Origin of the sequence: Promicromonospora thailandica (assembly GCF_024171955.1) — a bacterium.
GTDB classification, from domain to species: Bacteria; Actinomycetota; Actinomycetes; order Actinomycetales; family Cellulomonadaceae; genus Promicromonospora; species Promicromonospora thailandica.
On record NZ_JAMTCS010000002.1, the window covers coordinates 149,661 to 173,289 of the forward strand.

General features: G+C 74.4%; 23 protein-coding genes and 1 riboswitch. Of the genes, 10 read left to right on the forward strand and 13 right to left on the reverse strand.

Going from position 1 to position 23,629, the window contains the following annotated elements; translation table 11 throughout:
• Positions 1 to 20 precede the first annotated feature (20 nt).
• A riboswitch (SAM riboswitch) is annotated at positions 21 to 135 on the forward strand.
• Between the two features lie 31 nt (positions 136 to 166).
• Positions 167 to 1,597 (forward strand): aminotransferase class V-fold PLP-dependent enzyme, encoded by a 1,431-nt coding sequence (locus APR03_RS03820; RefSeq protein WP_253832959.1) that lies wholly within the window; start codon positions 167 to 169, stop codon positions 1,595 to 1,597.
• Positions 1,598 to 1,612: 15 nt separating this feature from the next.
• Here APR03_RS03820 and APR03_RS03825 read toward each other — a convergent pair whose 3' ends face one another.
• Together APR03_RS03825 and APR03_RS03830 are read right to left on the reverse strand one after the other, a co-directional pair.
• Positions 1,613 to 2,215, reverse strand: a complete 603-nt coding sequence (locus tag APR03_RS03825) for a hypothetical protein (protein ID WP_253832962.1) — start codon at positions 2,213 to 2,215, stop codon at positions 1,613 to 1,615.
• 108 nt (positions 2,216 to 2,323) lie between these two features.
• Positions 2,324 to 3,802, reverse strand: a complete 1,479-nt coding sequence (locus APR03_RS03830) for an amidase (protein ID WP_253832964.1) — start codon at positions 3,800 to 3,802, stop codon at positions 2,324 to 2,326.
• Between the two features lie 178 nt (positions 3,803 to 3,980).
• On the opposite strand from APR03_RS03830, the gene APR03_RS03835 reads away from it, so the two are divergent.
• Positions 3,981 to 4,784 carry a mechanosensitive ion channel family protein gene (locus APR03_RS03835; protein ID WP_253832966.1) on the forward strand — a complete coding sequence of 268 codons (804 nt, stop codon included), beginning with the start codon at positions 3,981 to 3,983 and terminating at the stop codon, positions 4,782 to 4,784.
• 63 nt (positions 4,785 to 4,847) lie between these two features.
• On the opposite strand, the gene APR03_RS03840 is transcribed toward APR03_RS03835, so the two are convergent.
• Positions 4,848 to 5,741 (reverse strand): LLM class flavin-dependent oxidoreductase, encoded by an 894-nt coding sequence (locus APR03_RS03840; protein ID WP_253832968.1) that lies wholly within the window; start codon positions 5,739 to 5,741, stop codon positions 4,848 to 4,850.
• 52 nt (positions 5,742 to 5,793) lie between these two features.
• The gene (locus APR03_RS03845; RefSeq protein ID WP_253832970.1) at positions 5,794 to 6,795 is read right to left on the reverse strand and encodes a helix-turn-helix domain-containing protein; all 1,002 of its coding nucleotides are present in this window, start codon (positions 6,793 to 6,795) and stop codon (positions 5,794 to 5,796) included.
• A gap of 67 nt (positions 6,796 to 6,862) precedes the next feature.
• Between APR03_RS03845 and APR03_RS03850 the strand changes: the two genes are divergently transcribed.
• A complete protein-coding gene (locus tag APR03_RS03850; RefSeq protein ID WP_253832972.1) occupies positions 6,863 to 7,729 on the forward strand; it encodes an alpha/beta hydrolase family protein in 867 nt (288 codons plus the stop codon).
• Positions 7,730 to 7,788: 59 nt separating this feature from the next.
• Here the strand turns inward: APR03_RS03850 and APR03_RS03855 are convergent, their stop codons facing one another.
• Genes APR03_RS03855 through APR03_RS03865 form a run of 3 tightly spaced genes read right to left on the reverse strand, consistent with a single transcriptional unit; the run spans position 7,789 to position 11,438 of the window.
• Entirely contained in the window at positions 7,789 to 8,715 is a 927-nt protein-coding gene (locus APR03_RS03855) for a MaoC family dehydratase (RefSeq protein ID WP_253832974.1), read from the reverse strand.
• Positions 8,712 to 10,055 (reverse strand): 3-oxoacyl-ACP reductase, encoded by a 1,344-nt coding sequence (locus APR03_RS03860; protein ID WP_253832976.1) that lies wholly within the window; start codon positions 10,053 to 10,055, stop codon positions 8,712 to 8,714. Before APR03_RS03860 ends, APR03_RS03855 begins: the two co-directional genes overlap by 4 nt.
• Positions 10,056 to 10,103: 48 nt before the next feature.
• The gene (locus tag APR03_RS03865) at positions 10,104 to 11,438 is read right to left on the reverse strand and encodes an acetyl-CoA C-acetyltransferase (RefSeq protein WP_253832978.1); all 1,335 of its coding nucleotides are present in this window, start codon (positions 11,436 to 11,438) and stop codon (positions 10,104 to 10,106) included.
• Positions 11,439 to 11,578: 140 nt separating this feature from the next.
• Here APR03_RS03865 and APR03_RS03870 point away from each other — a divergent pair, with 140 nt between their 5' ends.
• Together APR03_RS03870 and APR03_RS03875 are read left to right on the forward strand one after the other, a co-directional pair.
• Positions 11,579 to 12,313, forward strand: coding sequence for a TetR/AcrR family transcriptional regulator (locus APR03_RS03870; RefSeq protein ID WP_253832980.1), 735 nt, complete (start codon positions 11,579 to 11,581; stop codon positions 12,311 to 12,313).
• 69 nt (positions 12,314 to 12,382) lie between these two features.
• Positions 12,383 to 14,497: an acyl-CoA dehydrogenase family protein gene (locus APR03_RS03875; protein ID WP_253832982.1), complete on the forward strand. Its 2,115-nt coding sequence runs from the start codon at positions 12,383 to 12,385 to the stop codon at positions 14,495 to 14,497.
• A 9-nt stretch (positions 14,498 to 14,506) separates the two neighbouring features.
• On the opposite strand, the gene APR03_RS03880 is transcribed toward APR03_RS03875, so the two are convergent.
• Together APR03_RS03880 and APR03_RS25155 are read right to left on the reverse strand one after the other, a co-directional pair.
• Positions 14,507 to 14,818, reverse strand: coding sequence for a hypothetical protein (locus APR03_RS03880; protein WP_253832984.1), 312 nt, complete (start codon positions 14,816 to 14,818; stop codon positions 14,507 to 14,509).
• A gap of 262 nt (positions 14,819 to 15,080) precedes the next feature.
• Positions 15,081 to 15,953: a DUF2599 domain-containing protein gene (locus tag APR03_RS25155; protein ID WP_253832985.1), complete on the reverse strand. Its 873-nt coding sequence runs from the start codon at positions 15,951 to 15,953 to the stop codon at positions 15,081 to 15,083.
• 99 nt (positions 15,954 to 16,052) lie between these two features.
• On the opposite strand from APR03_RS25155, the gene APR03_RS03890 reads away from it, so the two are divergent.
• Positions 16,053 to 16,694: a DUF222 domain-containing protein gene (locus APR03_RS03890; RefSeq protein ID WP_253832987.1), complete on the forward strand. Its 642-nt coding sequence runs from the start codon at positions 16,053 to 16,055 to the stop codon at positions 16,692 to 16,694.
• On the opposite strand, the gene APR03_RS03895 is transcribed toward APR03_RS03890, so the two are convergent.
• From APR03_RS03895 to APR03_RS03905, 3 genes are all read right to left on the reverse strand, one after another.
• On the reverse strand, positions 16,660 to 18,000 hold the full coding sequence (locus tag APR03_RS03895) for a T6SS immunity protein Tdi1 domain-containing protein (protein ID WP_253832989.1): 1,341 nt from the start codon (positions 17,998 to 18,000) through the stop codon (positions 16,660 to 16,662). The genes APR03_RS03890 and APR03_RS03895 overlap by 35 nt on opposite strands.
• An 86-nt stretch (positions 18,001 to 18,086) precedes the next feature.
• Complete coding sequence (locus APR03_RS03900) at positions 18,087 to 18,737, reverse strand: response regulator (RefSeq protein WP_253832991.1); 651 nt, start codon at positions 18,735 to 18,737, stop codon at positions 18,087 to 18,089.
• The gene (locus APR03_RS03905) at positions 18,734 to 19,846 is read right to left on the reverse strand and encodes a sensor histidine kinase (protein WP_253832993.1); all 1,113 of its coding nucleotides are present in this window, start codon (positions 19,844 to 19,846) and stop codon (positions 18,734 to 18,736) included. Before APR03_RS03905 ends, APR03_RS03900 begins: the two co-directional genes overlap by 4 nt.
• Before the next feature lie 210 nt (positions 19,847 to 20,056).
• On the opposite strand from APR03_RS03905, the gene APR03_RS03910 reads away from it, so the two are divergent.
• From APR03_RS03910 to APR03_RS03920, 3 genes are read left to right on the forward strand one after another with little or no spacing between them, the layout of a single operon-like run.
• On the forward strand, positions 20,057 to 20,611 hold the full coding sequence (locus APR03_RS03910) for a hypothetical protein (protein WP_253832995.1): 555 nt from the start codon (positions 20,057 to 20,059) through the stop codon (positions 20,609 to 20,611).
• A gap of 7 nt (positions 20,612 to 20,618) precedes the next feature.
• Entirely contained in the window at positions 20,619 to 21,431 is an 813-nt protein-coding gene (locus APR03_RS03915; protein WP_253832997.1) for a phosphotransferase family protein, read from the forward strand.
• 35 nt (positions 21,432 to 21,466) lie between these two features.
• On the forward strand, positions 21,467 to 22,003 hold the full coding sequence (locus tag APR03_RS03920) for a GNAT family N-acetyltransferase (RefSeq protein ID WP_253832999.1): 537 nt from the start codon (positions 21,467 to 21,469) through the stop codon (positions 22,001 to 22,003).
• 10 nt (positions 22,004 to 22,013) lie between these two features.
• On the opposite strand, the gene APR03_RS03925 is transcribed toward APR03_RS03920, so the two are convergent.
• On the reverse strand, positions 22,014 to 22,937 hold the full coding sequence (locus APR03_RS03925; RefSeq protein WP_253833001.1) for an EamA family transporter: 924 nt from the start codon (positions 22,935 to 22,937) through the stop codon (positions 22,014 to 22,016).
• A 177-nt stretch (positions 22,938 to 23,114) separates the two neighbouring features.
• On the opposite strand from APR03_RS03925, the gene APR03_RS03930 reads away from it, so the two are divergent.
• Positions 23,115 to 23,629: glycoside hydrolase family 16 protein (locus APR03_RS03930; protein WP_253833003.1), on the forward strand; the 515-nt coding region annotated here is incomplete at its 3' end.

Below are 23,629 nucleotides of genomic sequence, written 5' to 3' on the forward strand. Positions count from 1 at the left end.
GCGACACAGGATGGCGCCCAGGTCATGAGCGCCAGCGCGAAGCCCCGGCTCGCTGGCCGGCAACCCTCCCTCCGCGGTGGGGTGCCCCGGGTGACGACCAGGCCGCGCGCAGCCCGCGTGCGGCAAGCGCGGGGGCCCGTCCCCCAGGACCTTGCTGGAGGATGCCATGTCCGCACCCACCCTCGACCGCCGCACCTCCGTCACCGGCGCCTCGGTGGCCGGCCTCGCCCCGCTGCGTCCCGTCGTCGGCGGCGAGACGCTCGTCCCGCTCGTGGACGGCACCCAGGTGGCCTACGCCAACCTCGACGTCGCCGCCTCGGCCCCGGCGCTGCAGGCCGTCGCCGACCGCGTCACCCAGGTGCTGCCCCTGTACGCGAGCGTGCACCGGGGCGCGGGGTACCTCTCCCAGGTGAGCACCACGCTGTACGAGACCGCCCGCCGCACGATCGGGGCGTTCGTCGGAGCCCGCGAGGGCGACCTGACGATCGTCACCCGCAACACCACCGACTCCCTCAACCTGCTGGCCGGCTGCGTGCCCGCGCAGCCTGACGGCGAGCCCGGCCGCGTGCTCGTGCTCGACATCGAGCACCACGCCAACCTGCTGCCCTGGCAGCGCTCCACCGGGGCCACCGTGCTGACGGGCGGCGCCACCGTGGCCGAGACGCTCGGCCAGATCCGCGAGGAGCTGGCCGACGCGGCCGCGGACCGGCCGTACGCCCTGCTCGCCCTCACCGGCGCCTCCAACGTCACCGGCGAGTCGCTGCCGATCGACCGGATCGTCGCCGTCGCGCACGAGCACGGGGCCCGCGTGGTGCTCGACGGCGCGCAGCTCGTGCCGCACCGCCGCATCTCGCTGGAGACCACCGGCGTCGACTACCTCGCCTTCTCCGGCCACAAGACCTACGCCCCGTTCGGCGCCGGCGCCCTGGTGGGGCGCCGCGACTGGCTCGACGCCGGTACGCCCTACCTCGCCGGCGGCGGGGCCGTGCGGCGCGTGCGCGTCGCGGGCACCGACTGGCACGAGGGCCCGGCCCGGCACGAGGCCGGGTCGCCCAACGTGATCGGCGCGGTGGCGCTCGCCGCCGCGTGCGAGGAGCTCGCGGCGCTCGACCCCGCCGACGTCGTGGCCCACGAGAACGCGCTGCGGGAACGGCTCGTCGCGGGCCTGGAGGCCATCGACCGGGTCGAGGTCGTGCGGGTGTGGGCGGACGCTGTCGACCCCGTCGGCGTCGTGACCTTCACGGTCGCCGGGTACGACCCGGGCCTCGTGGCCGCGTACCTGTCCGCCGAGCACGGCATCGGCGTGCGCGACGGACGGTTCTGCGCGCACCCGCTGCTCGGTCGCCTCGGGTTCGACGCCGGGGCCGTGCGCGCGTCGGTCGGCGTCGGCACGGCGGGCGAGGAGGTCGAGCGCCTGGTCGCGGCCGTCGGCCGCCTGGTCGCCGAGGGTCCCCGGGCGGGGTACGACGTCGTCGACGGGCTGTGGGTCGTGACCGACGACCCGCGCCCCGTGCCCGAGGGCTCCGGCCTGGCCGGCCTGCTCGCGACCGCGGCCCTGGGCTTCGACGAGGCCTTCGGCTGCCTCCCCGACGCCTGACCCAGCCCCTGACGGCTAACCCGCCAGGGCCAGGGCCACGCAGATGCCGCCCATCGTCAGGTCCAGGCCGACGCACCACACGGCGAGCGAGCGGTTGACCACCACGTCGCGGCGGTAGTGCACCACGTCCCAGACGGCGTGCGCGGCCAGGGCGAGGCCCGCGAGGGCCAGGCCGAGCCGCGGCTCGAGGTACAGGGCGACCGTGGCGACCCCGAGGTAGCCGACCAGCGCGGCGGCCTGCGGCCAGGTGGCGCGGCGTCCGCGGGCGAGACCGATCAGGGTGAGGACCGCGCCCACCAGGGCGAACCCGATCCAGCGCGGGGTGTCGAGCAGCTCGGACGCGACCGGGACGGCTGCCGCCGCGAAGGCGACCAGCCACGCCGTCCAGCGGACCCCCGTCACCGCCGCGGTGAGGTAGCACAGCGCGGCCACCCCGACGGTGGTGGCGGGGTCCTCGGCGACGGCGTCCTGCCAGGTGCCGCCCGCGGTCGCCGTGCCGCCCACCAGGAGCGCGACGCCGGTGAACGCCCCGAGCACCAGCCAGGCGGTGTTGGTGGGCCACGTGCCGGTCCACCGGCTGGGCCGCGCGGGTGCCGCGGCCTCGTACGTCTCGCTCATCGTCCCGTCTCCTTCGCTTCGCATCGTCGTCGATACATACCCTCAGGGGGTATCGAACCACGACGACGGCCGGCGGGGAAGGTTGTTCGGCCACACCCGAACCACGCGTCACAGGGGGAAGGGCGTCGGGCGGGGGAGGGCCGCCTCCATCGCGGCCGCCAGGGCCAGAAGGGTGCGCTCGCCACCCGGGCGGCCGATGATCTGCACCCCCATCGGCAGCCCGGCGGGCGCGTCGGCGGTCGGCTCGGTCCAGTGCGTCGGCACCGTGATCGCGGGCAGGCCCGCGACGTTGAGCATCGAGGTGAACGGCGTGTACAGGCACTGCTGCTCGAAGTTCCGCTCGGGATCCTCGGCGTCGTACCACCCCACGGGCCGGGGCGTGAGCGCGAGGGCGGGCGTGACGACGGCGTCGTACGCGCCGACCTGCGCGACCAGCGACCGTTCGTAGGCGCTCAGCGTGCGCAGGGCCTCGGCGAGCTGCCGGGCCGGCAGCTCCCGGCCCGACCGGATCAGCCACCGCGTCAGCGGCTCCAGCCTGTCGATCGTCTCCGGGTCGTCGAGCGGCACGGCCGAGGCCCCGCCCATCCACAGGGTGCGGAAGGCCGGCGCGTACTCGGGCGACTCGGCGAGCACCGTCTCCTCGACCTCGTGGCCGGCGCCCGCCAGGGCGCGCACGCCCGCGTCCAGCGCGGCCCGGGCCTCCGGCGAGACCCGGATGTCGTAGAAGCCGTCCCAGGCCGACGACGTGGTCACGCCGATCCGCGCGACCGGTCCCGGCCCGCCGTCCTCCGGCGCGGGCAGCGCGCCCCGCTGCGCGGCCGCGAGGTAGGCACCCGCGGGCGCGGACGGCGCCCGCAGCGTGAACGGGTGCGCGACGCCGCCCCCCGCACTCCGCGGGAGCATGGCCTCCAGCAGGAGCGCGGTGTCGGCGACCGTGCGCGCGATCGGACCGTTCACCACCAGGCCGCCGAGCGCGTCCACGCCGCTGCCCGCCGGGAGCAGGCCGCGGGTCGGCTTGAGGCCCACCACGCCGCACGCGGCGGCCGGGATGCGGATCGACCCGCCGCCGTCGGACCCGGGGGCGAACGGCAGCAGGCCTGCCGCGACGGCGGCCGCGGCACCGCCGCTCGACCCGCCCGCACCGCGCGTCAGGTCCCACGGGGTGCGGGCCGGTGGGGCGCCCAGGGGCTCCGTGTACGCGGGGAAGCCGAGCTCGGGTGCCGCGGTCTTGCCGAGGCTGACGACGCCGGCGGCGTCGAGCACCTGGACGATCTCGTCGCTCTGCTCCGCCGGCGGCGCGCCGGCGAACGCCCGGGAGCCGAAGCCGGTCGGCACCCCGGCGCGGTTCCAGAGGTCCTTGTCACCGGTGGGCAGTCCCCAGAGGCCGGCGGGCGCCGGGCCCGCCGCCTCGAGCGCGGCGGCCCGCTCCCGGGCGCGGTCCGGGGTGACGGTCGCGAACGCGCCCACCAGCGGCCCGAGTCGCTCCACCCGGTCGAGGAAGTAGTCGGTGACCTCGGTGGGCCGGAGCTCCCCGGCGGCGAGGAGGTCGCGGAGCTCGACGGCGGTCCGCTCGTGCAGGGCATCCATCCGGCCAGGTTATGCGCAGTACCGCACGGCCCGAGAACCGTACCTGAAACAATGAAATGTCATTCCGCCGCGCAGAATGCGCTTCTCCGGCATATGTTCGTGGTGTGCCGGCACCTTTTCGGACCGCCACCGTGGCGTGCCAGAGGTGCCAAGAAAGGTCTCGGAGGGGGAGAGAACCATGACATTTCTCAATGCAGGAGTCATCGTGCCGAACGCGGTGGACTGGCTGGAACCGATCACGCGGGCCCTGGGTGCCGTCGCGAGCTTCATCCCGAAGCTTCTCGTGTTCCTGGTCGTATTCCTCATCGGGTACTTCATCGCCAAGGCGATCGCCCGTTTCGTCGGGATGATCCTGACGCGTATCGGCTTCAACAGGGTGCTGGAGCGCGCGGGCGCCAACCGGCTCCTCGCGGGCTCGGGGATCGAGCCGATCTCGCTGCTCACCAAGATCATCTACTACTTCATCCTGCTCATCACGCTCCAGCTCGCACTGAGCGCCTTCGGGCCCACCAACCCGGTGAGCGCCATCGTGAACGACATCGTCGCCTGGCTGCCGAGCCTGCTCGTCGCGATCATCATCGTGGTCATCGCGGGTGCCATCGCGAATGCCGTGAAGGACCTTCTCATGGGTACCATGAGCGGCGTTTCCTACGGCCCGCTGGTGGCCAAGGCCGTCTCGTTCCTCATCATTGCGCTGGGTGTTATCGCCGCGGTCAACCAGGTGGGCATCGGCACCACCGTCACAATGCCCGTGCTCGTGGCATTCCTGGCCACCGTGGCCGGAATTCTGATCGTCGGCGTCGGCGGAGCGCTCATCGGCCCCATGCGGTCGCGCGTCGAGAACTTCCTCGGCAACCTCTCGTCGGGCGGTGGCACCGCAGCCCCCGCACCGGGCGCGACGACGACGCCGGCGCCGGGCACCGCGCCGGGCGCGGCCCCCGCGTCGGGCTCTTTCGCCCCGCCGCCGCCGCGCGACATCTGATCGCCTGACCGGCAGGACCACGCCGGGGCCGCACCGTCGCGCGACGGTGCGGCCCCGGCGTCGTCACGCCTGCCGCAGCAGTGCCTGCGCCTCGCCGAGCACGGCCGCGAGCCGCTCCAGGTCCGGGTCGTCCTCGGTGGGCTGGATCGCCACGGTGTCGGCGCCCGCGGTCCCGAACCGGCGCACGCCGTCGGCGATCGCGCCCGCGTCACCCCAGACCGCGTAGCCCGCCATCGCGGTGTCGTCCGGCACGTCACGGCCCCATGCGGTGAGCTCGGCCCGGAGCCGGGCAGCCGCATCCGGGCCGGTGCCCCCGGACACGAACTGGATCACCGGGAAGGCGTCGTCCTCGCGGCCCGCGGCGGCCCGGCCCGCGGCCAGGTGCTCGAGCACGGCGGGCAGCCCCGGCAGCCCCACGGAACCCTCCAGCACGACGCCGTCGCCCACCTCGCCCGCGAGCCGCAGCGACTTCGGGCCCGTCGCCGCGACCGGTACCGGCACGGCGCCGGCGGGCGGCCAGTCGAGGGCCACGTCATCCAGCCGCACGTACCGGCCCGAGGTCGTCACCCGCTCCCCGGCGAGCAGGGCGCGCAGCGTGGTCGAGTACTCGCGCATGAGCGTGAGGGGCGACGCCGCCTTCGCACCCACCTGCGCCATCCACGGCTGCACGCCGTGCCCGATGCCGGGGATCAGGCGCCCGGGGAACATGCCCTCGATCGTCGCGATCTCCATGGCGGTCAGGGCGACGTTGCGCAGGGGGGTCGGCAGCACGCCGATGCCGACGCGGACCCGCTCGGTGGCAGCCAGGATCACGCCGGCGGTGGAGATCCCGCCCGTCTGGAAGCAGTCCTCCCAGAGCCAGATCTCGTCGATCCCCGCGGCCTCGACGGCGCGGGCGAGCGGGACGATGCGGGCAGGTGGAACCGAGGGGCGGATGATGCACGCCAGAGTGGTCATGCGCTCACGCTGTCACGGCGCCGCCGTCAGATCCAGCCTTTCAGGTCCGGCCTCAGATCCAGCCCTTGCGGGCGGCGTACCAGCCGAGCTGGATCCGGGTCGAGACACCGGCGACACCCATCAGCACCTTCACGCGCCGCTGCACCGTCCGCAGCGACAGGCCGAGCTGGTTCGCCACCGACTGGTCGGTGAGCCCGGCCAGCATGAGTGCGAGGATCCGCGCGTCCTGGCTGTCGAGGCCCGAGCGTTCGACGTCCTCGCCGGGCACCGGGAACGGGGTGGCGTCGCGCCACACGCTCTCGAACAGCGCGATCAGGGCGTCCAGGAGGCCGGACGGGTGGATGATCAGGGCACCGACCAGGTCGGGCGTCACGTCGGCGCCGTCGGTGCCCACCTCGCGGACCGTCTGGATCGGCACGAACGCCAGCCGGTGGTCGATGATGAACAGCTTGATCGGCACACGCTCCGAGAACCGGACGTCCTCGCCCTTCTCGATCGCCTCGGCGACGTCGTCGACCCGCAGCATGCCCGAGTCGAGGAACACGCGGTCCACGACCACGCGGTACCGCACGCCGCGCTCGACCGCCTGGTCCTCCGCGGTGTTCTCCCCGGTCCCCATGACGAAGACCGGGGGCTTGGTGAACGACTCGACCGTCTCGCGCGCGCCGAGCTGGAGCTGCGTGATCCGCTGCCGCACGGCGGCGGCCCCGCGCACCACGTCGACGACGTCGGTCGCGGGCCGCAGCGCGGACGAGCGCCGGAACTCCGCCTCGAGCTCGATCAGCTCCTCCTGCGCGGCGTGGATCTCGTCCTTGCGGCGGGCCAGCAGGGCGCCGAGCGCGATCTCGGGCGGCGCGGCCTGGAAGCGCGAGTCGTCGGCGCTCTGCCGCGTCGCCAGGCCGTGGCCCTCCAGGGCGCGGAGCACGTCGAGCGCGTCGCCGGGCTCGCAGCCGAGGCGGCGCGCCAGCTCCGCGGCGTCGAGGGACGGCGAGCCCACCAGGTCGTGGTAGGCGAGCGTCTGCGCCGTGGTCAGGCCGAGCACGTCGCCGAGCATGTTTCCTCCCGCTGGACGAGTTCCGCAGCGTCGGGGCTGAGGATACGGGATTGCTAACCTCCCGCAGGTGACCATCGAGCAGGTGACCAACGAGGACGTACGCTTCCCGGGCGCCGGAGGCGAGCCCGTGGCCGGCCGCTGGTTCCTGCCGGACGGCGACCCGGCGGGTGTCGTGGCGGTGGCACCCGCCATGGCCATGCCGATGCGGTTCTACCGGCACATCGCCGCCTGGCTCGCCGACCGCGGCCTCGCGGTGCTCACCTTTTCCTACCGCGGCTCGGAGCCCGAGCTGTACGGTCCGTTGCGCGAGTCGCCCGCGACCGCCCTGGACTGGTACCACGACGCGGAGGGGGCCGCCGTGCACGCCCGCGCGCGGGCGGACGCCGCGGGCGTGCCGCTCACGTGGGTGGGCCACTCGTTCGGCGGCCAGAGCCTGGGCTTCCTGGCGGACGTCGCCGTGGACCGCTGCGTCATGGTCGCGTCCGGCACCGGCTGGCGCGGGCTGGCCGCGCCACCGATCAGGACGTGGTCACCGCTGCTGTGGCGGGTGGTCGCCCCGGCCGCGATCGCCGTGACCGGCTACTACCCGGGACGGCGGCTGCGGATCCTCGACGACCTCCCCGCCGGCGTCATGCGGCAGTGGGGGCGCTGGTGCCTGCACCGCGACTACCTGTTCAGCGAGCACCCGGAGCTCCGGGAGCGGTTCGCGAAGGTCGCCACGCCGGTCACCGCCCTCTGGACCGCGGACGACGAGCTCATCTCGCCCGAGTCGATCCGGTACTGGAGCGCGGAGTTCCCCGGCACCGAGATCGAGCTCGTCGAGATGCGTGCCGCCGACCACGGCCTGACCCGCATCGGCCACTCGGGCTTCTTCCGTCCCCAGCGGGCCGTCCTGTGGGAGGAGCTCCTGCTCCCGCGCCTCGCCGTCGGGTGAGGTCGCGGCACGGTCGCCGCCCGACGGCCGACAGGAGTGCCGTCGGCCGCCGCAGCCTGTCAGAGGGGCGTGACGGTGCCCGTGAGGTGCCGGGTGCCCTTGCCGGAGCGCCAGCCGTCGTACACGAGACCGTCGCCCGCCGGCCGGATCGCCACGTCCACCGTGCTGGGCAGCAGCACCGGCCGGAAGAACTCGACCGTCCACTCGTACCGGTCGCCCCGCAGCGCCGGGCCGACCTCCGCCAGCGCCCGCGCGGCCGTGTACATGCCGTGCGCGATGGCCCGCGGGAACCCGAACGCCTTCGCGCCGAGCGCCGACGTGTGGATCGGGTTCAGGTCGCCCGACACCGCGCCGTACGCGCGCCCCGTGCCACCGCCCAGCGTCCAGCGCGCGGTGGGCAGCGGCGCCGTCCACTCCGGCCGGGTGCCGTCGTCCGCCGGCTCGCCCGGGGCCGCGGCGCCGGGCGCCGTGAAGCCCTTGGCGAGGTAGGTGGAGACGCCCTGGTAGGCGAGCTCACCGCCCACCAGCACCTCGGCGACCAGGTCCACCTGGACCCCGCGGCGGTGGCCGCGCACGTCCTGCGCCCACGCCCGGACCTCCAGCGCCTCGCCCAGGCGTACCGGCCTGAGCACGCGCGCGACGTTGCGGAGATGCACCATCCCGAGCAGCGGCAGCGGGAAGTCCGGGCGCACCATGACCGCAGTGGCCAGCGGGAACGCGAGCACGTGCAGGAACCCGGCGGGCAGCACGTCCGACGCGGGCTCACCCAGCAGGTCCTGGTAGGCCGCCAGGTGGGCCGCCTCGCCGGACGTGTCCACGCCGGCGACGCGGTAGCTCACCTCGGGCAGCCGCACCGCACCCTTCGGGCGCTTGGTCACCGAACCCGCCGCACCCTTCGCGAACAGCCCGCCCAGCCTCGGCAGCCGGTCGAGCTCGGTCACCCCGTACGACGCCGGTACCACCGACCGCTCCGCGCCAGCCGTCACTTGCCCACCATGTGCTGGCCGCAGACGCGGAGGGTCTGGCCGTTGATCCCGGCGGCCGGGTCGGACGCCAGGAAGCAGATGGCCTCGGCGATGTCGACCGGCAGGCCGCCCTGGCCGAGCGACGGCATCCGGCGCGCGACCGTACGCGTCAGCGCGGGCACCTTCGCGGTCATCTCGGTCTCGATCCAGCCCGGTGCCACGGCGTTGGTGGTGCCGCCGACGGCCGCGAGCACAGGAGCCCCCGCCGCGGCGTTCGCGATCACGCCGGCCTTCGTGTAGCCGTAGTTGGTCTGGCCCCGGTTGCCCGCGAGGCCGGTGGTCGAGGCCAGGGAGACGATCCGCAGACCCTCGACGCCCGCCGCGAGCAGCCGCTCGTTGATCCGGAGCTGCGCCGTGAGGTTGACGGCGATGACCGGGTCCCACTTGTCGGCCGTCATGTTGGCGAGCAGCTTGTCACGCGTGATGCCCGCGTTGTGCACGAGGACGTCCAGGCCGCCGAGCGGCTTGGACGCGGCCAGGATCTTGTCGGCCGCGTCGTCGGCGGTGATGTCGAGCTGGAGCGCGACGCCGCCGATCTCGTTCGCCACGGCCGCCAGCGCCTCGCCGGCCGGCGGCACGTCGATCACGACCACCTTGGCGCCGTCGCGCGCCATGGTCCGGGCGATCGCCGCACCGATGCCGCGCGCGGCCCCGGTGACGACGCCGACCTTGCCGGCCAGCGGGCGCTCCCAGTCCACCGGCCCGGAGGACTCGGCCGGGCCGACCGGCAGGAGCTGGCCGTCCACGTAGGCCGACTTGGCGGACAGGAAGAAGCGCAGCGTGGCGAGCGCGGACGCCGAGTCGACGGCCGCGTCGCCCGTGAGCTGGATGCCGTTGGCCGTGGAGCCGCCGCGCAGCTCCTTGCCGAGCGAGCGGACCAGGCCCTCGACGCCGCCGCGCGTCGCTGCGAGGACGGGCGCGTCGCCGTCCGCCACGGCACGGGAGATCGCCACGACCCGGCCGTTGCCCGCCAGCCGCCGCAGCGTCCCGGCGACGGTGAGCACGGGCGCCGAGATCGCGTCAGGCGTCTGCGCCCCGGTCAGCACCAGCACGACGGCGCCGAAGCGCTCTCCGTCAGCGGCCTCCGGCGTGCGCCGCACGTCGACGTCCCACCCGGCGAGCGTCTTCGCCACGGCGTCGGCGTCGGCGGCCGAGGCGTCGTCGGAGACCACCAGGACCGGCCCCACGGTCAGCGGGCCGCCCGGCCGGTACCGCCGGAGGATGGCCGGCTGGGGCAGCCCCAGCTTCTTGAAGACGGGCTTGAGCGTCCCGTTGGCCAGGTTGAGATAGCTGTCGGTCACGATGTCCTCTTCGGTTGCGGGGCGACGGTGCGAGCGCGGGCGGGCTGCTCAGGCAGCATTGTCCGTCGACTCGACGAGCGCGACGGCGCCCAGTCCGCCGGCGGCGCAGACCGAGATCAGCGCCCGCGCGGGCTGCCCGGTCTCCTTCGCCTTCGCGGACACCAGCTTGGCGGCCGTGGCGATGATGCGGCCGCCCGTCGCGGCGAACGGGTGACCCGCGGCGAGCGAGGAGCCGTTCACGTTCAGGCGGCTGCGGTCGACCTTGCCGAACGCGCCGTCCAGGCCGAGCTCGGTGCGGCAGTACTCCTCGTCCTCCCACGCGGCGAGCGTGGTCAGCACGGTGGAGGCGAACGCCTCGTGGATCTCGAAGAAGTCGATGTCCTCGAGGGTCAGGCCGTTGCGGGCCAGCAGGCGCGGCACCGCGGCGGCGGGCGCCATGAGCAGGCCCTCGTGGCCGTGCACGAAGTCGACGGCGGCGGTCTCGGCGTCGACGAACTTCGCCAGGATCGGCAGCTCGCGCTCCTCCGCCCACTCGCGCGAGGAGAACAGCACCGTCGAGGCGCCGTCGGTCAGCGGCGTCGAGTTGCCGGCCGTCATCGTCGCGGGGGCGTCGAGCGACGCGCCGAAGACGGGCCGGAGCTTCGCGAGCTTCTCGAGCGACGTGTCGGCGCGCAGGTTGTCATCGCGGGTCAGGCCCTTGAACGGGGTGACCAGGTCGTCGAAGAAGCCGGCCTCCCAGGCTCGGGCCAGGTTCTGGTGGGACGCGAGCGCGATCTCGTCCTGCGCCTCGCGGGTGATGCCCCACGCGGCCGTCGTGATCGCCTGGTGCTCGCCCATCGAGAGGTGGGTGCGCGGCTCGCCCGTGCTGGGGCTCACCGGGGCCAGGTCCTTGGGCCGGATCTGGAGCAGGGCCTTGATCTTCGCGCTCGTGGTCTTGGCGTGGTTCGCGTCGAGCAGGGCCGCACGGAGGCGGTCGCTGACGACGATCGGCGCGTCGGACACGGTGTCCGTGCCGCCCGCGACGGCGGACTCGATCTGGCCCAGCTTGATCTTGTTCGTCACCGCGATGGCGGCCTCCAGACCGGTCGCGCACGCCTGCTGCACGTCGTAGGCGGGGGTGGTCGGCGCCAGTGAGGAGCCGAGCACCGACTCGCGGATCAGGTTGAAGTTCTTGCTGTGCTTGAGCACCGCGCCGCCGGCGACCTCGCCCAGGCGCTCACCCTGCAGGCCGAACCGGGCGACGAGGCCCTCCAGCGCCGCGGTGAACATGTCCTGGTTGCTGGTCCGGACGTACTTCTTGCCGGCGCGGGAGAACGGGATGCGGTTGCCGCCGATGATCACGGCCTCGCGCGTGGACGGGACGGGGGAGGGGGTAGTGGACACGTCGCTGTTCCTTCTCACTCGGTCTCACACGGTCGTCTGGTTCGCACCCGGTGGTGCCCAGGACTCACAGTACCTGATACTCTCAGTCCCGTGAGACGAATCACAAGACCTCTAGCGAGTCTGGGTGAGGAGGCGGACCGATGAGCATCGGAGTCGACGGTCGTTCGACCCGCTGGGACGACCACCGCACGGCCCGCCGGGCAGAGCTCGTGCGGGCGGCGCGCAAGGCCGTGCACCGCCTGGGGCCCGCGGTCTCCATGGACGAGATCGCGGCAGCCGCCGGCACGTCCAAGTCCATCGTCTACCGGTACTTCGACGACAAGGCGGGCCTGCGGCTCGCCGTCGCCGAGACCGTGGTGATGCAGATGCACGACGCGCTGCGTGCCGCCGCCCAGGGCGCGGACAGCCCCGAGATGGCGCTGCGCGAGATGGTGCGGGTCTACCTCGAGATGATCGAGAGCTCGCCCAACGTCTACTGGTTCGTGACCCGCACCGCCATCGGCGGCAACGAGCCCGCGCCGGTGGAGAGCGGCCGCCGCGGCCGCCGCGCCCCCGCCGAGGTGGCGGACGCCGCCGTCCCCACCACCGCGGTGGACCTGCACCCGCTGGGTGCCTACCTCGACTCGGTGATCGAGCTGGTGGCCGAGCCGTTCGCCCGGGCCACCGACGTCACGCACGCCGACGCCGCCGCGTGGGCCGCGGGTGCCGTCGGGTTCGTGCGCGGCTCCGGCGAGTGGTGGCTCGGCCACCGCCACGTCGAGGCGAGCCCGCTGAGCCGGGAGGAGCTGACGGAGCGCGTGACGCTGTGGCTCTGGACCGGCCCCGTGGGCGTGCTGCACCACGACCGTCCCGGCTCCACGTCCGTGACCTCCTGACCACCTGTCCCCGACCCACCCTCCCGAGAACCAGATCCTGGCCCTGCGGCCGAACACCGAGGAGAACCGATGACGACCACCTCCGAGCCCGTGACCACCCCGGCGGCGACCGAGGCCGCGACGCCCGTCCCGGCGGCGCCCCGTCCGACGTCGGGACCCCGCGTGGACGTGCCCGCCCTGCAGCACATGCTGCTGGGCCGCTGGCCCGAGGAGCGCGCGGAGGCGCGGCGGATGGTGGCCGAGCACCCCGAGCTGTGGAAGAAGGAGGGGATCACCAAGGAGGAGCACCGGGAGATCACCCTCGAGCAGATGCGGCAGATGGTGCCGTACCGGCAGGTGCTGCGGGCGTTCCCGGAGCGGCTCGGCGGGCGGGACCAGGCGGGCGCCAACCTCGTCGGGTTCGAGGAGCTCGTCGCGGCCGACCCGTCGCTGCAGATCAAGTCCGGTGTGCAGTGGGGGCTGTTCGCCGCCGCGATCCTGCACCTCGGCACCCCCGAGCAGCACGACCGGCTGCTGCCGGGCGCGATGGACCTGAGCGTCCCCGGCGCCTTCGCGATGACGGAGACGGGCCACGGTTCGGACGTCGCCTCGATCGGCACCACGGCCACCTACGACCCGGAGACCGAGGAGTTCGTCATCAACACCCCGTTCCGCGGGGCGTGGAAGCAGTACCTGGGCAACGCCGCGAAGCACGGAGTCGCGGCCACGGTCTTCGCGCAGCTGATCACCAACGGCGTGGACCACGGCGTGCACTGCTTCTACGTGCCGATCCGGGACCCCGAGACCATGGAGTTCCTGCCGGGCGTCGGCGGCGAGGACGACGGCCAGAAGGGCGGCCTGAACGGCATCGACAACGGCAAGCTGCACTTCACGAACGTGCGGGTGCCGCGCCGTGACCTGCTCGCGCGCTACGGCCAGGTGGCCGCCGACGGCACCTACACCTCGTCGATCGACAGCCCGGGCCGCCGCTTCTTCACGATGCTCGGGGCGCTGGTCCAGGGCCGCGTCTCGCTCGACGGCGCCGCGATCACCGCGTCGAAGATCGGGCTCGCGATCGCCACGAAGTACGCCGAGCAGCGCCGGCAGTTCTCGCCGGCCACGGGCGCCGACGAGCTGACGCTGCTCGACTACGCGACCCACCGCCGCCGCCTGTTCCCGCGCATCGCCGAGGCGTACGCGATGCACTTCGCGCACGACGAGCTGCTCGACCTGTTCGACGACGTCTTCTCGGGCCGCGAGGACACCCCCGCCAAGCGCGAGGACCTGGAGACGACGGCGGCCGCCCTCAAGGCCACGTCCACCTGGTACGCCCTCGACACCCTGCAGGAGTGCCGCGAGGCGTGCGGCGGTGCGGGCTTCCTGTCGGAGAACCGGTTCACGGGCCTGCGCGCCGACCTCGACATCTACGCGACCTTCGAGGGCGACAACCACGTGCTCCTGCAGCTCGCGGCCAAGCGCCTCGTCGGCGACCACGGCAAGCGCCTGGCCAAGGCGGCGAAGACTCCCGCCGGCATGGCGGGCATCGTGGCCGGCCAGGCCAAGGACGCCGTGCTGCACAAGCTCCCCCTCAAGCGCCTCGGCCAGTCCGTGGCGGACGGCGGCCCTGCCCGCACGGCCGGCCGCCTGCTGGACCCCCAGGTGCAGCGCGGGCTGATCGCCGGCCGCTTCGAGGGCATGGTCGCGGCCACGGCGATGGGCATGCGCCCGGCGCTCAAGGCCGACTCGGTCAAGGCCCAGGAGATCTTCGACGACAACCAGGTGCAGCTCCTCGGCTCGGCCGCCGCCTGGGCCGAGCTGGTGCGCTGGGACGCGTTCACCAAGGCGATCGGCACGGTGTCCGACGCGGGCACCCGAGCGGTGCTGACCCTGCTGCGCGACATCTACGGGCTCACGGTGATCGAGCGGCACCTCGACTGGCACCTCACCAACGGTCGGGTCTCCGCGGGGCGGGCGCGGGCTGTCACCGCCACCGTCGACCGCCTGCTCAAGCAGCTGCGGCCGCACGTGCTGGACGTCATCGATGCCTGGGGCTTCTCGCAGGAGCACCTGCGTGCCCCGATCGCCGACGGTTCCGAGAAGGAGCGGCAGGACGAGGCGCGTGCGTACTACCGCGAGCTGCGGGCCAGCGGCACGGCGCCCATCAGCGAGAAGGAGCTGCGCAAGCGCCAGGCCGCGCGGGCCTGACGCCTGCGGTCACGCGGCGTCGGGTACCGCCGCCACGACGGGGACGGGGAGCTGCTGCACGGGAGCCTGGACGGGCTCCGCGGCGGTCTCCTCGTCCTCGTGCTCGTCCTCGGACGGGCGCGCGAGCGGCCCGCCCAGCGTGACCGGCGCACGGAGCACCGGCGCCGGCTCAGGTGTGGCGCGAGCCACGACGACCGTGCCCACGAGTCCGAGCAGGACGGCGAGCACGGTGAACGGGACGAGCTGGTACGCCAGGGCGACGCCGAGCAGCGCGCCGCAACCCACCGCGACGATCGAACCCAGCACGAGTACACGGGTCATCAGGAGCCTCCCTGCCAAGGTGTCTCCGAGGAGCATTGCCTGACCCCAGGGGGATGCCGTCGAGCGCCGGAACCCGCTCGTACCGTCGCGACGCCTGGGGACGCACGACGCACGGACCGGACCCGGCTGGGCTGGGGCTCATCAGATTGTGTGTGGCGAGCCTGCCTCGCCGTCCCTTCCAGGAAACCCCACGTGCCCCGGGCTCGCACCTCGAACCGCACCGCCCGGGGTCACGACTCGGTCACGGATCGGGATCGAACGCCTACACGGGGTTGCAGTGGGCGGTCGCGGTGAGGATCAGGCCGACGTCGGGGCGCCATGGCTCGAGGTTCCAGGTGGCCTTGTCGACGGCGCCGACGGCGTGGCACACGAGCTGGTGGTCCATGGTGGCGCTGTCCGCCTCGGGCTCCGCGGCCAGGAGCTGGGTGCGGATGAGGTCGAGGCCCGCCTCGCCCGCGACGCGGGCCCAGTCGGCCGGGTCGAGGGCGAGCGACCGGCCGCCCTCCTGGTTGCCCCAGGACATCCCCTCGATCGCCTGGTCGCCGACGGCGACCGTGTACCGCACGGGCCCGGTGCCCGACCCGCCGCCGTTCCCCTGACCCGGCCGGACCCGGTCGTCGACCTCCAGGCGGGCGTGCGTCGCGTCGACGTCGGTGACCTCGAGGCGTGGGGCCGTGGCCGCGGTGCCCGGCGGCGCGGCGGGCGGCGCGAACGCCGCGACGGGCGTTCCCGCGCCGTCGAGCACGGTGACGCTGCCGTCGCTGTCGACGTCGAGCGCGCCCGGCGACGTCAGCGTGAGGTCGGCGACGTCGCCCGGCGCGAGGTCGAGGGTCACGGTCTGCAGGCCCGCCGCGCCGTCGGCGGTGACGACGGCGGCCGCGGGTGCGGCGATCTCCAGCGAGGCGCCTCCCGTCGTCAGGGTCGTGGTGTGTCGTTCGGCCCGGGGGCCGTCGGCCGCGGGCGCCGTGGCGCCGGGTGCCGACGACTGCTGCGCTGCCGGCGGTGCGGATGGGGTCGCGGCGGCCTCGCGCTCACGACGCACCTCCTCGACCAGGTCGCAGCCGCTGACGGTCAGGAGGACGGCCAGCGCGGCGCACGCGGCGAGGGGCCGGGCTGCGGCTGGTCGGAACGGCACGCACCCATTGTGCGGCAGTGCCGCGGGCCGGTGCACCGAAAGCCGTGCAGGTTCCGTGTGCGGGTGGCGCGTACGGGTGGCACCCCCTATGTTTAGAACATGCGTTCGAACAAGGTGCTGGTGACTCGGGGTCTGGCCGACGTGCCGGACCGGTCTGCGCGCGGTGCCGTGGCACCGCGCGGGTCGGGGTTCGCGAACCTCACGGAGGCGGTCGACGCCGTGGCGGCGGTCGATGCGCTGCTGGCCTCCCTCGCCGCCTCGCGCGCCGTGCTGATGGAGTCGGTGCGGGAGTGGGTGGCGGACCGGCCCGAGCAGTTCGGCGCGCCGGAACCGGAGGCGGACGACGTGGCAGGGCTGGCACCCGAGCTCGTGGAGCAGCTCGCCCGGGCGCTGCGCGTCCCGGAGGGCTCGGCCGTCGCGCTCATCGAGGAGTCCCGCGCGCTGGTGCACGAGCACCCGCGCACGCTGGCGGCCCTGCGCGGGGGGCACATCAGCCACGCCCACGCGCAGACGATCCTCGGCTACACCGACGGTCTGCGCCGGGCCAACCGCGTGGCGCTGGAGACTCGGCTGCTCAAGCACGCGCGGACCACCACGCCCGGCGAGCTGAGCCTGGTGGCGCTGACCGAGCGCGAGCGCAGGCTCCGGCCCGAGAACCGGGCGGAGCCGCGGGTCGTCGCGGCCGCACGCACCAGGCGTCAGCGGGTCAGCGCTTCCCCCACAGGTCGTCCCACGCGGTGAACGGGTCGCCGGCCGCGGCCTGCGGTGCGCCGCCGCCCGCGGCGACGGCCGGTGCCTGGGCGCCCCAACCGCCGTCGCTCCATCCGGGCGCGGGCCGGGCAGGTTCGGACCATGCGGGTTCGGACCACGCGGGTTCGGACCAGCCAGCGTCGGACCAGCCGGGTTCGGGTCCGGCTGAGTCGCTCCGGCTGGGTTCGGCGCGGCTGGGGTGGGTGCGGGCGGGTTGGGTGCGGGCCGGTTCCGGCCACGCGGAGCTCGGCGGGCCGGGGTCGGTCGGGACGGGTCCGGACCACGGGTCCGCCGGTTCGGCCCAGCCGGCGCCGGGCGAACCGACGCCGGGGAGGTGGTCGTGGGCGCCGGATGCGAGGGCGCCCGGGCTCCAGCCCGAGCGGCCGCCGTCGGCCGGTGCGGTCGGCCACGGGCCGGAGCCGTCGGTGGCGGGCTCGTAGCCGTGGCCGGTCCCCGGGTCGTAGGCAGGGGCGGCCTCGCCCGCGTGCCAGCCCTGCTCCACGTACGGCGCACCACCCGTGGCGGACTCGTACGAGCCCGCCGGGGGAGCCGGGTCGTACGGGGGGTCGTACCGCCCGGGGGTCCCCGCCGTGGGCACCGGGCCGCTCGCCCAGGGCTGCGTCTGTTCCGGCCAGGCGGCGCCTCCCGGCAGGGCGGCGGGCGCCTCGGGAACCGGTACATGATTCTGCGCCGCGGGCACGTGCCGTCCCCCGCCGTGCCGGGGCCGCGCCACCGCCGCGAACGTCGTGGTGGCGAGGTACTGCTCGAACGGCACGTCGAACGTCTCGTCGTGCGACCAGGCCGAGTCCCAGGCCGCCCCGGCCGGGGTGCCGCCGCGCCCGCCGTCGGGCAGCGGGGGCAGGTCGATCTCGCCCGAGCCGTGGAGCACCTGGTCGTGCATCTGCCCCACCCAGTTCACCGCGAGCTCGAACCGCATGGCGACGAGGCTGTCGACGCCCAGCTCGCCGCCCAGCGCCGGGTGCGGGTTGAACGTGTAGACGTCCTCCTCGCCGAGGTGCAGACCGCGGCCGCGCGCCTCCCGGACCAGGTCGTCCATGAGATAGGTGGCGCGGCCCTCCGGTGACTCCAGCTCGGCGTACATGGTCACGGCAGAGGTCCAGCGGAGCTCGAGCGTGCCTTCGACGGTGTCCAGGAACCACCATCCGTCCAGCGACTCGAGGAAGATGTCGCCGAAACAGGTCGCGAAGCGTGGAGTCTGCTCGCGAAGCCCCAGCCACTGCCATGAGGCGAGCCCGAACTCGAAGGCATCCTTCGGAAAAGTTCGGAGCAGCTTCATGTCCGAATGAAACCACTTTCGGGTAAACGCCGGGAACCCCCCGGTGACATCTTTGTTACGCGAGTTCCCAGGAGGTCCGAGGCGGCTCAGGCGAGGCCCGACCGGTAGGCGAACACGACCAGCTGGGCGCGGTCCCGGGCCGACAGCTTGATCATCGCCCGCGACACGTGGGTCCGGGCTGTCGCGGGGCTGAGCACCAGGTGCTCGGCGATCTCCTGGTTGCTCATGCCCTGTGCCACGAGGCCCACCACCTCGCGCTCGCGGTCCGTCAGGTCGCCGATCCGCGGATGCGGGTCGAGGGGCCGGGGCGACGCCGCGGTGAACTCTCGGATCAGGGTCCGTGTGGCCGACGGTGCGAGCAGCGCACCGCCGTCGTGCACCGTGCGGATCGCGGTCAGGAGGTCGGCCGGCGGGGTGTTCTTCAGCAGGAATCCGCTGGCCCCGGCGCGCAGCCCGTCCACGACGTACTCGTCGTGCTCGAACGTCGTGAGCACCACCACCCGGGTCGCCGCCAGGTCCGGGTCCGCGGCGATCCGGCGCGTGGCCTCGACCCCGTCGATCCCGGGCATGCGGACGTCCATGAGCACCACGTCCGGCCGCAGCCGGCGCGCCTCGGCCACGGCGGCGAGACCGTCGGCGGCCTCGCCGGCCACCCGCATCGTCTCCTCGCCGGCGATGAGGGCCCGCAGGCCCATCCGCACCAGGTCCTGGTCGTCCACGAGCAGCACCGAGATCATGCGCCACCTCCGGCGGGCAGCACCGCCCGCACCTCGAAGGACTCGTCGGCGGGACCTGCCTCCAGGTGCCCGCCCAGGGACTCGGCACGGCGCCGCATCCCCGTGATGCCGAAGCCTGCCACGACCGCCTCGTCCGCCGCGCGGGGGTTGCGCACGGCCAGCCGCACGCGGTCCGGCTCGTACGCCACCTCGACGACGGCCGCGGCCCCCGAACCGTGCCGCACCACGTTCGTCAGGCACTCCTGGAGCACGCGGTAGGCGGCGAGGTCGACGGCGTCCGGCAGGTGCCGGGGTGTGCCGCGCACCGTGAGGTCCACCGCGACGCCCGCCGAGCGCACCCGCTCCACCAGCACCGGCAGGTTGGCCAGACCGGCGGTCGGCGCACGGGCAGGGCCCGACGCGCTACCCGACGTGGCGCCCGGCCGGATCGCCGCGAGCGTCGTCCGCAGCTCGGTCAGACCCTCGTCCGCAGCCCGCGAGATGGCCTCCAGCGCGGCCGTCGCGTCGTCCGGCCGGCCCAGGTGGAGCGCGATGTCCGCCTGCATCTGGATGGCGGACAGCCCGTGGCCCACCACGTCGTGCACCTCGTGCGCGAGCTGCAGCCGCTCGTCGTCGCGGGCCTGCTGCCGCTCCGCACGCCGCTCCGCCTCCCGCGCTTCGTGCCAGACCCGGCGCGCGACGCCGGCACTGAACGGCACCGCGACGAAGGCGCTCGCCACGACCAGGCCCCCGGGCATGCCGACGCCGTCGGGGTGCGTGAACACGTGCGGTACCAGCAGCCCGAGGGTCGCCGTCGCGTACAACAGGGCCGGGCGCAGCGGACGCCGTCGGGCCAGGGAGTACACGGCCACCGCGAGGCACAGCATGACCGGCCCGTACGGGTAGGCGAGCAGCAGGTAGGCCGCCGTGGCGGCCACCACCACGACCAGGGCGGCCACCGGCCGGCGGGTGCGCACCAGCGTGCCCAGCGCGGCCGCGGCCGCGAGGGCGTACCCCCGCGGGTCCACCGCCGTGGACCCGTCCAGGAACGGCAGCGTCAGCAGCACGAGTGCGGTCAGCACGGCGGTCACGCCGACGTCGACCAGGCGCAGCTTCGCGATCTCCCTCACCTCCGGCTCCACTCTGGCCGACGGCGCACCGCCCGTCACCCCCTGCGTGCCGTAGGGCGGAGTACGCACCGCTGCGCAGGCCGGAGCCGGCCGCCGACGTCCGGCGACGCACGCACGGAGCCGCCGCCCGGCCGATCCCCGGGCGGGCCGCCCCCGCGACGCTGGAGAGCACGAGGCGCCGGACCGTGGCGCCGGGAGAAGGGACCCACCATGGCGAACCTGCCCCCGCCCCTGCGGAAGGCCGTCCTGACCGTGCACGTCGTGTCGGCGGGCGCGTGGATCGGCATCGACGTGCTCGTCGCCGTGCTGGCGGCCCTGGCGCTCGGCGACGGGCCGGACGCCGTCCGCGGCCTCGCGCTGCGCGCGCTCGCCGCGTTCGTGGTGCCCCCCATGCTGACCGCGGCGCTCGTCTGCCTGGCCACGGGCGTGCTGCTCGGGCTCGCGACCAGGTGGGGGCTGGTGCGCTACTGGTGGGTCGCGGTCAAGCTCGTCACGACCCTGGTGCTGTGCACGCTGATCGTGGTGCTGCTCCGGCCCGGCATGGCCGACGTCGGCGCGGCCGGCACCGCCGTCGAGGCCGGGCAGGTGCCCGCCGCCGACGTCTCGTTCCTCGCGTACCCGCCGGCGGTGTCGCTCACGGCGCTCGCGGTGGCCACGGTGCTCTCGGTGTACAAGCCGTGGGGCCGGGTGCGCCCGGGCCGGGCCGCGCCGGCCGGGACGGCGCGCGGGAAAAGCCGTGCGGTGCCGGTACCGGCGCGCCGATGATGACGCGATGACAGACGGGATCGCTGACGGGTTCGTTGACGGGACGGCAGACGGGACGGCGGCCGGGGCCGCTGCCGGGACGACGGACGTCGAGGTCGTCGTGGCCCACCGGGCCTGCGCGACGCTGCGGGTGGGCGACGTGTACCTGAAGGTCGACGGCGACCAGGCGCGCACCGACGTCGAGGTGCGGGCGATGGCCCGGGTGCCCGTGCCCACCCCCGAGATCCTGTGGCGCACGCCGCCGGTGCTGGCGCTGGCGGCCGTGCGCGGCACGGCGCTCGGCCGGCTCGGCGAGCCGTCCGCCGCGTCGTCCGCGGCGTGGGCGGCCGCGGGGGCGGCGGCCCGCAGGCTGCACGACGCGCCGCTCCCGCCGTGGCCGGGGACGAGCCCCGGCTCGCTGCGGGCGCGCCTCGACCGGGAGTGCGCCTGGCTGCTCGCGCACGACGTGCTCCCCGCCGACCTGGTCACGCGCAACCGCGAGCTGGCCGAGGCGGCGCTCCGGCCCTGGACTCCCGTGTTCGTGCACGGCGACCTGCAGCTCAGCCACGTCTTCGTCGGCGACGACGACGAGGTCACCGGCGTGATCGACTGGACGGAGGCCGGGCCGGGCGACGCGCTGTTCGACCTCGCGGTGCTGACGCTCGGGCAGGAGGACCGCCTCGACGACGTCCTCGCCGGCTACGGGGCCGACGTCGACGTCGACGTGATCCGTGCCTGGTGGTCGCTGCGCAGCCTGGTGGCCGTCCGATGGCTCATCGAGCACGGTTTCGACCCGGCCGCGCCCGGGTGCGAGGTCGACGTGCTGCGTTCCCGGATGTGAGGGCGCGTGTCGGACAGCCGCGCTACGGTCACCGCATGACCATCGAGGTGCGCGACGCCCACGCGGGCGAGTACGTGGCGATCGGGGAGATCGTCACGGCCGCGTTCGCGGCGGACGGGCAGCTGGGCACCGACGGCTCCACCCCGTACGCGGCCGTGCTGCGGGACGTCGCGGGCCGCGCGGCGCACGCCCAGATCATCGCCGCCCTGGACGGCGGCGTGGTGGTGGGCGGCGTGACCTTCGTGCCGCACGGCGGGCCGATGGCCGACCTCGCGCGGGAGGGCGAGGCGGAGATCCGGATGCTCGGGGTCGCACCGGACGCGCAGGGCCGGGGCGCCGGGACGGCGCTGGTGCGCGAGTGCCTGGCGCGCGCGACGGTGCCGCGGCCGGTCGGCGCGGGTGCCGGGACCCCGCCGGGAGAGCGCGGCACACGCCGCGTGGTGCTCTCCACCAACACGATCGCGCACGGGTCGCACCGGCTCTACGAGCGGCTCGGCTTCGTGCGCGAGCCCGCACGCGACTGGACGCCGGTGCCGGGCGTGGACCTGCTCTGCTACGTGCTGGAGCTGTGACCGGTCGGCGTCAGGCCCGGACGCCCGGCCGGGAGCGGGTCGGCGGCCACCGCAGCAGGCCCGACGTGATCGCCACGCCCAGCAGCAGGAGCAGCCCGCCACCCACCTCGGCGGCGTTCGGCACCTCGCCGAACGCGAGCCAGGCCGCCGTCATGCCGACGACCGGCACCAGCATCGTGAACGGCACCACCGCGCCCGCCCGGTACCGGGCCAGCAGCGTGTTCCAGACGCCGTAACCCACCAGGCTCGCCAGCCACGCCGTGTACAGGGTGGACAGCACGGCCGGCCACGTGGGGTGCGTGAGCGAGTACCCGACGGCCGACGGGCCGTCGAGCAGCACCGCCAGGGCGAACATCGGCACGGGCACCACGAGCGCCGACCACACCGTCATGGACAGCCCGGCGAGCGGCCCCTGACGGGTGCCGGCCGCCTGCGTGGCCGTCCCCAGGCGGCGCACGATCACGTTGCCGGTGGCCCAGGAGGCCGCAGCCGCCAGGGTGAGCAGGAACGCGACGCCCGGCGTCGCCGCCGACCGGCCGAGCCCGACGACGACCAGTCCCACCGCGCCGAGCGCCACGCCGACGAGCTGCGGTGTCGTCGGCCGCTCGCGGAGCGCGACGGTGGCGAACAGCACCGTGAACACCACCTGCGCCTGGAGCACGAGCGAGGCGAGGCCGGGCGGCATGTCGAGCCAGATCGCCGTGTACATGAGGCCGAACTGGCCGAGGCTCAGGAACAGGCCCACCACGAGGACGTCCTTGAGCGGTGCCGCGGGCCGCGGCACCAGGAAGATCGCCGGCAGCAGCACCACGACGAAGCGGATCGCGACGAACAGGGCGGGCGGCACGTCGGCGACGCCCACGTCGATGGCGAGGAAGTTGGTGCCCCAGATGATCATGACGAGCACGGCGAGCAGCGAGTGGCGCAGGGGCATGGGGTCATGGTCGGCCCGGGCGACCGTGCACGTCCATCGCGTATCACTGGGCGACTGTTCAGGCGGGCTGAACGTTCGGGCCGCCGTGACTACGTACTTTCACGATCTTGTTCCACCGAGCGGGTGAAAAGTAGCGTCGCCGGACAGATGCCGGACACGTTCGCGAAGGAGCGACCGATGCGCAGCACGAGACACCGCACCATCCGCACGGGCATCACGGCGACCGCGGCCGTGACGCTCGTCCTGTCGGCCTCGCTGGCCGCGTCGGCGGCCGCACCCCACAGCAGGGACGGCGCGACCGGCGCGGCGGCCCCCGCCGAGGCTGCCGCCCTGACCTGGTCGGACGAGTTCGACGGCCCTGCCGGCAGCGCCCCGGACGCGGCCAGCTGGAACCACGAGACCGGTGGCGGCGGCTGGGGCAACAACGAGCTCCAGGTCTACACCGACTCCCGCGACAACTCGGCCCTGGACGGCAACGGCAACCTGGTCATCACCGCCCGCTCGGACGGCAACGGCGGCTACACCTCGGCCCGGCTCACCACCAAGGGCAAGGTCCAGCCGAAGTTCGGGCGGCTGGAGGCGCGCATCAAGATCCCGCGGGGCCAGGGCATCTGGCCGGCGTTCTGGATGCTCGGCGGCCAGTTCCCGGGCACCCCGTGGCCCGACGCGGGCGAGATCGACATCATGGAGAA

What these genes read in the sequence shown, in the direction of transcription:
- APR03_RS03870 (WP_253832980.1), top strand. Translation starts at nt 11,579, where the DNA reads ATGAGCATCGGAGTCGACGGTCGTTCGACCCGCTGGGACGACCACCGC.
- APR03_RS03845 (WP_253832970.1), bottom strand. Translation starts at nt 6,795, where the DNA reads ATGCTCGGCGACGTGCTCGGCCTGACCACGGCGCAGACGCTCGCCTAC.
- APR03_RS03900 (WP_253832991.1), bottom strand. Translation starts at nt 18,737, where the DNA reads ATGATCTCGGTGCTGCTCGTGGACGACCAGGACCTGGTGCGGATGGGC.
- APR03_RS03910 (WP_253832995.1), top strand. Translation starts at nt 20,057, where the DNA reads ATGGCGAACCTGCCCCCGCCCCTGCGGAAGGCCGTCCTGACCGTGCAC.
- APR03_RS03825 (WP_253832962.1), bottom strand. Translation starts at nt 2,215, where the DNA reads ATGAGCGAGACGTACGAGGCCGCGGCACCCGCGCGGCCCAGCCGGTGG.
- APR03_RS03875 (WP_253832982.1), top strand. Translation starts at nt 12,383, where the DNA reads ATGACGACCACCTCCGAGCCCGTGACCACCCCGGCGGCGACCGAGGCC.
- APR03_RS03830 (WP_253832964.1), bottom strand. Translation starts at nt 3,802, where the DNA reads ATGGATGCCCTGCACGAGCGGACCGCCGTCGAGCTCCGCGACCTCCTC.
- APR03_RS03925 (WP_253833001.1), bottom strand. Translation starts at nt 22,937, where the DNA reads ATGCCCCTGCGCCACTCGCTGCTCGCCGTGCTCGTCATGATCATCTGG.
- APR03_RS03890 (WP_253832987.1), top strand. Translation starts at nt 16,053, where the DNA reads ATGCGTTCGAACAAGGTGCTGGTGACTCGGGGTCTGGCCGACGTGCCG.
- APR03_RS03840 (WP_253832968.1), bottom strand. Translation starts at nt 5,741, where the DNA reads ATGACCACTCTGGCGTGCATCATCCGCCCCTCGGTTCCACCTGCCCGC.
- APR03_RS03920 (WP_253832999.1), top strand. Translation starts at nt 21,467, where the DNA reads ATGACCATCGAGGTGCGCGACGCCCACGCGGGCGAGTACGTGGCGATC.
- APR03_RS03880 (WP_253832984.1), bottom strand. Translation starts at nt 14,818, where the DNA reads ATGACCCGTGTACTCGTGCTGGGTTCGATCGTCGCGGTGGGTTGCGGC.
- APR03_RS03835 (WP_253832966.1), top strand. Translation starts at nt 3,981, where the DNA reads ATGACATTTCTCAATGCAGGAGTCATCGTGCCGAACGCGGTGGACTGG.
- APR03_RS03820 (WP_253832959.1), top strand. Translation starts at nt 167, where the DNA reads ATGTCCGCACCCACCCTCGACCGCCGCACCTCCGTCACCGGCGCCTCG.
- APR03_RS03895 (WP_253832989.1), bottom strand. Translation starts at nt 18,000, where the DNA reads ATGAAGCTGCTCCGAACTTTTCCGAAGGATGCCTTCGAGTTCGGGCTC.
- APR03_RS03915 (WP_253832997.1), top strand. Translation starts at nt 20,619, where the DNA reads ATGACAGACGGGATCGCTGACGGGTTCGTTGACGGGACGGCAGACGGG.